The sequence below is a fragment of the Umezawaea sp. genome, from assembly GCF_036375055.1.
In the GTDB taxonomy this organism is placed as follows: Bacteria; Actinomycetota; Actinomycetes; order Mycobacteriales; family Pseudonocardiaceae; genus Umezawaea.
The window spans coordinates 1-6,515 of sequence record NZ_DASUSQ010000143.1 but is presented as its reverse complement, the minus strand read 5'-3'; the positions used below and the strand labels follow the sequence as shown (position 1 = coordinate 6,515).

Here is a 6,515-nt window from a genome sequence, read left to right as displayed (position 1 = left end):
CGCTGGACTACCTGGGCCGGACCGACGACCAGGTCAAGATCCGCGGCTTCCGCATCGAGCCGGGTGAGGTGGAGGCGACCCTGCTCCGCCACCCCGACGTCCGCGAAGCCGTGGTCGTCGCCCGGCAGGACGACGGCCACCAGCGGCTGGTCGCCTACACCGCTCCGGCCGGGGTCGCCGACCTGCGGTCGTGGCTGGGCGAGCGGCTGCCGGACTACCTGGTGCCGTCGGCGTTCGTCGGACTGGACGCGCTTCCGGTGACACCGAACGGGAAGGTCGACCGCCGGGCCCTGCCCGCGCCCGACCTGACCGCGTCCCGCACCGAGCACGTCGCACCCCGCACGGACGTGGAACGGGACGTGGCCGACATCTGGTCGCAGGTGCTGGGAGTGCCGGACCTCGGCGTCCACGACAACTTCTTCGAGCTGGGCGGCGACTCGATCCTCAGCATCCGGGTGATCTCCCGGCTGCGCGCCGCGTTCGACGTGGAGCTGTCGCCGCGGTCGCTGTTCACCAGCCCCACCGTCGCGGGCATCGCCGAACTGGTGTCGGGCGCGGCCGGGGCGCGGCTCGCGGACATCCCCGTGGTGCCCCGCGACGGCGGCCTGCCGCTGTCGTTCTCCCAGCAGCGCCTGTGGTTCCTCGACGAGTTCGAGCCCGGCGGCACCGAGTACCTGACGCCGTCGATCCTGCGGCTGCGCGGCCCGCTGGACGTGGACGCCCTGGCCACGGCGCTGACCGCGCTGGTGGCGCGGCACGAGTCGCTGCGCACGACGTTCGAGACCGTGGACGGCCACGGCGTGCAGCTCGTGCACCCGCCCCACCCGGTCGAGGTGCCGGTGCTCGACCTGTCCGAAGCCGACCTCGACGCCGTGCTGGAACGGGAGACGACCACGCCGTTCGACCTGCGGCGCGGCCCGCTGGTGCGGGTGCTGCTGGTGCGCCTGGGCGAGGAGCACCACGTCCTGTCGCTCGTCCTGCACCACATCGTCACCGACGGCTGGTCCAACGGCGTGCTGCTCGGTGAGCTGGGCGCCTGCTACGAGGCCGCCACCGGCGGCACGGACGCGAAGCTGGCCGACCTGCCCGTGCAGTACGCCGACTACGCGGTGTGGCAGCGGCGGACGTCGACCGAGGACGCCCTCGGCGACCACCTGTCCTACTGGCGGGACGCGCTCGACGGTGCGCGTCCGCTGGAGCTGCCCACCGACCGGCCCCGCCCGGCGACCCGCGGCAAGCAGGGCGCGCTGGTGCACTTCCAGGTGCCCGCCGACGTCACCGACCGGCTCAGGTCGCTGGCCCGCGACCAGGACGGCACCCTCTTCATGGCGCTGCTGGCCGCCTGCCAGGTGCTGTTCGCCCGCTGGTCCGGGCAGCGCGACGTCGCCGTGGGCACGGTCGTCTCCGGCCGCGACCGCACCGAGCTGGAGGGCCTGGTCGGCTTCTTCGTCAACACGCTCGTCCTGCGCACGCCGGTCGACCCGCACCGCGGGTTCCGGGACCTGCTGGGCCGGGTCAGGGAGACGGTGCTCGACGCGTTCGCCCACCAGGACGTGCCGTTCGAGCGGGTCGTGGACGAGGTCCACCCCGTGCGCGACCCCAGCCGCACCCCGCTGTTCCAGGCGATGGTCGTCCTCCAGAACACCCCCGACGACGGGCCGCGCCTGCCGGGCCTGCACGTCGAGGAACTGCCGCCGCCGTCCGTCGCCGCGGGCTTCGACGTGTCGTTCCAGTTCCAGGAGCACGAGGGCAGGCTGGAGGCGGTGCTGACCTACGACACGGCGCTGTTCGACGCCGCCACGGCCGAGCGGATGGTCGCGCACGTCGGCGTGCTGCTCGCCGGGGCGACGACCGACCCCGACCGGGCCGTGGCCGACCTGCCGCTGCTCACCGACGACGAGCTGCGGCACGTCCTGGACGACTGGAACGACACCGCCGCCGACGGTCCCGCGCCGCCGTACCACCAGGTCTTCCAGGACCAGGCCGCCCGCACGCCCGCCGCGACGGCCCTGGTCGAGGGCGACCGGTCGTGGACGTTCGCCGAGGTGAACGCCCGCGCGAACCGGCTCGCCCACCACCTGGTCGCCGCGGGCGTCGGGCCCGAGTCCGTCGTGGCGCTGGCCCTGCCCCGCTCGGCGGAGATGGTGTTCGCGGTCCTGGCCGTGCTCAAGGCCGGTGGCGCGTACCTGCCGGTCGACCCCGAGCACCCGGCCGACCGGATCGCGTTCCTGCTCGACGACGCCCGACCGGTGCTCGTGGTGACCGCGGGCGCCGACGTGCCCGGCGGGCTGCCGCGCGTGCTGGTGGACGACCCCGCCGTGGCGGAGAACCCCGACGCGGACCCGACCGACGCCGACCGCACGGCTCCGCTGCGCCCCGAGCACCCCGCGTACGTGATCTACACGTCCGGGTCCACCGGTCGCCCCAAGGGGGTCGTGGTCGAGCACCGCAACCTCGCCGCCCTCGTGGCCGACCACCACACCCGCCTCCTGCCCGACGACGGGACGCCGCTGCGCGGCATCGCCACCGCCGCGTACACGTTCGACGCCTCGTGGGAGGGGCTGCTCCTGCTGGCCGCCGGGCACGAGCTGCACCTGGTCGACGACTCGGTCCGGCTCGACCCCCGAGCGCTGGTCGAGCACGTCGTCCGGCACCGGATCGACTTCCTGAGCTGCACGCCGTCGTACTTCCAGCAACTCGTGCCGGAGGGCGTGCTGACCGCCGTGCGGCACCGGCCCCTGCTGGTGGCCCTGGGCGGCGAGGCCGTCGGCGAACCGCTGTGGCGCGCGCTGGCCGACGCCGACGGCGTCACCGCCGTCAACCTCTACGGGCCCACCGAGTGCACGGTGGACTCCGTGTGGACGCCGATCGCCGACCGCGACCGCCCGGTGATCGGCACGCCGGGCCGCAACCTGCGCGCCTACGTGCTCGACGCCGAGCTGCGCCCCACCCCGGTGGGCGTGCCCGGCGAGCTGCACCTGGCGGGTGACCAGGTGGCGCGCGGCTACCTGAACCGGCCGGGCCTGACCGCCGACCGGTTCACCGCCAACCCGTTCGGGCCGCCCGGCAGCCGCCTGTACCGCACCGGCGACCTGGCCCGGTGGACCGCGGACGGCGTGCTGGAGTACCGGGGGCGCGCCGACGACCAGGTCAAGATCCGCGGTTACCGCGTCGAACCCGGCGAGGTCGAGGCCGCCCTCCTCGGGCTGCCCGGCGTGGCGGAGGCCGCGGTCGTGGCCCACGAGGTCGAGCCGGGGGTGCACCGCCTCGTCGGCTACGTCGTGGGCGCGGTCGCCGCGGACGACCTGCGGGCCGGGCTGAAGCGGAGGCTGCCGGACTTCCTGGTGCCGTCGCTGTTCGTCCTGCTCGACGAGCTGCCCACGACCGGCAGCGGCAAGGTCGACCGCCGCGCCCTGCCCGCACCCGACCCGCGGGCCGGGAACGACGAGGGCCACGTGCCGCCGCGCACGCCCGTGGAGCGGGAGCTGGCCCGGATCTGGGCCGAGGCGCTGCGCGTCGACCGCGTCGGCGTGCACGACAACTTCTTCGGCCTGGGCGGCGACTCGATCCTGAGCATCCAGATCGTGTCCCGGTCCCGCCAGGCGGGCCTGGAACTGGTCACGAAGGACGTGTTCACCCACCAGACCGTCGCCGAGCTGGCCACCGTCGTCCGCACCCGCGACCCCGAGGCGGCGCGGCTGCCCGAGATCGCGGGTCCCGCCCCGCTCACGCCGATCCAGCGCTGGTACCTCGACTCCCACCCGGACGACCCGCACCGCTTCACCATGTCGGTCCACCTGCAACTGGCCGAGGACGTCGACCCGGCGGCGCTCGCACGGGCGCTGGACGCGGTCGTGGCGCACCACGAGGCACTGCGCACCCGCTTCACCCGCGTGGACGGCGACTGGCGCCAGGAGGTCGTGGCGGCCACGGTCGAGCTGGAACGGCTCGACCTGTCCGATGTGGACGAACGAGCCGCGGTCGAGGGTGGGCTGGACATCACCGGGGGACCGGTGCTGCGCGCGCTGCTGCTCCCCGGTGGGCGGCTGCACCTCGTGGCCCACCACCTCGTCGTGGACGGCGTGTCCTGGCGGATCCTGCTGGGCGACCTGGAGACGGCCTACCGCCAGGCCGCGGCGGGGGAGCGGATCGACCTGCCCCCGGTCGGCACCCGGTTCACCCAGTGGGCGCACCGGCTGGCCGAGCACGTGCGGTCCGGCGCGTTCGACGCCGAACTGCCGCACTGGACCGCCGCGCTCGACGGAACGGGCGAGGTGCCGGTGGACCGCGACGGCCCGAACACCGCGGGCTCCACCCGCGTGGTGTCGGTGCGGCTCGACCGCGAGCACACCGACGCGCTGCTGCACCGCGTCCCGGACGTCTACCGCACGCAGGTCAACGACGTGCTGCTCAGCGCGGTGGGCCGGGCGTTGGCGACGTGGACCGGCCGGGACCGGGTGGCGGTGACGATGGAGGGCCACGGCCGCGAGGACGTGCTCGACGGCGTCGACACCTCCCGCACGGTCGGCTGGTTCACCACCCAGTACCCGGTGGCGCTGACCGTGCCCGACGGAGACTGGGGCGCGGTGCTCAAGTCCGTGAAGGAGCAGCTCCGCGCCGTGCCAGGCCGGGGTTTCGGCTTCGAGGCGCTGCGGCAGCTCAGGCCCGGCACCGCGCTCGACGGCACCGCCCTGCCCCCGGTCAGCGTCAACTACCACGGCCGGTGGGACGTCGCGGCGGCCGAGGAGGGGCTGGTCCGGGCACGGCTCGACAGCCTGTCGGCCGACGCCGACCCCGGCAGCACGCGCCCGTTCCTGCTCGACGTGGTCGGCGGGGTCGAGGACGGCGAGCTGGTGCTGTCCTGGTTCTACTCCGAGCACGTGCACGACGAGTGGACCGTGCACGGGGTGGCCGACGCCGTGGTGCGGAACCTGGCGGAGGTCGTGGCGCACTGCGCTCGGCCGGACACCGGTGGCCGGACGCCGTCGGACTTCCCGCTGGCACGCCTGGACCAGGCCGCCGTGGACCGGGTGGTCGGCGACGGCGCCGACGTGGAGGACGTCTACCCGCTGACCCCGCTCCAGACCGGCATGCTGTTCCACACCCTCGTGGACGACACGTCGACGGCCTACGCCAACCGCTTCCTGCTCACGCTGTCCGGCGTGTCCGACCCGGACGCGCTCGCACGGGCGTGCCGCCGGGTCGTGGACCGCACGCCGGTGCTGCGCGGCGGAGTGGTGTGGGAGGGCGTCGAGTCCCCCGTGCAGGTCGTGCGCGGCCGGGTCGACGTCCCGATCACCCAGCACGACTGGCGACACCTGTCCGCCGAGGAGCAGGAGGCGGCGCGGAACGCCGTGGGCACCGAGGAGCTGGACCTGACCCGGCCGCCGCTGCTGCGGCTGGCCATCGGCAGGCTCACCGACGACGAGGTCGTCCTCTTCTGGACCGCGCACCACATCCTGCTCGACGGCTGGAGCTTCGCGCAGGTGCTGGCGGAGGTGTGCGAGCAGTACGCCGCCCTCGTCCAGGGCCGGGAGCCGGACGTCGCGCCGCGGCGGCCGTTCCGCGACTACCTGAGGTGGCTGGCCGACCAGGACACGGCCGCGGCCGAACGGCACTGGCGGCAGGTGCTCGCCGGGGTCGAGTCGCCGACCCCGCTGCCGTGGGACCGCCCACCCGTCGAGGCGCACCGCGCCGAGTCGAGCACGTCGGTCCGCGTGGAGCTGGACCCGGAGCGGTCGGCCGACCTGGACCGGGTCGCCCGCGCCGCCGGGCTGACCGCCAACACCGTGGTGCAGGGCGCCTGGGCGCTGCTGCTGTCCCGCTACAGCGGCGAGTCCGACGTGGTGTTCGGCACCACGGTGTCCGGCCGCCCGGCGGAACTGCCGGGGGTCGGGGCGATGGTCGGCATGTTCATCAACACCGTGCCGACGCGGATCACCGTGCCCGGCGACGCGGACACCGTGTCGTGGCTGCGGGAGGTGCAGGCGGCGCAGACCGAGGCGCGGCGGTTCGACTTCGTGTCGCTGGCGGACCTGAGGTCGTGGAGCGACGTGCCCGCGGGGTCGTCGCTGTTCGACAGCGCGGTGGTGTTCGAGAACTACCCGGTGGACGAGCTGCTCGACGCCGATCAGGGTGTGCGGGTCCTCGACGTCGAGGGCGCCGACACCACCAGCTTCCCGCTCGCCCTCAGCGCCAACGCGGGCGACCGGCTGCGCCTCGAACTGGACTACGACCCGCGCCTGTTCGACGCCGACACCGTCGAGCGCCTCGCCGCGCACCTCGTGGTGCTGCTGGAGAACGTGGCGGCCGACCCGCACCGCCCGCTCGCCGAGCTGTCGCTGATGGCCGACGACGAGCGGCACCGCGTGGTGGTGGAGTGGAACGACACGGCCGGTGAGGTGCCGGACGCGACGGTGGTGGACCTGTTCGAGGCTCGGGCGGTGGGGACGCCGGACGCGGTCGCGCTGGTGGTGGGGGACCGGTCGTTGTCGTTCGCGGAGCTGAACGCGTGG

At 74.6% G+C, this 6,515-nt stretch carries 1 protein-coding gene; it reads left to right on the top strand.

Annotated features, from left to right (window positions below; all coding sequences use genetic code 11):
* The coding region (locus VFZ92_RS34940; RefSeq protein WP_330880986.1) for an amino acid adenylation domain-containing protein at positions 1-6,515 on the top strand (6,515 nt) is incomplete at both ends.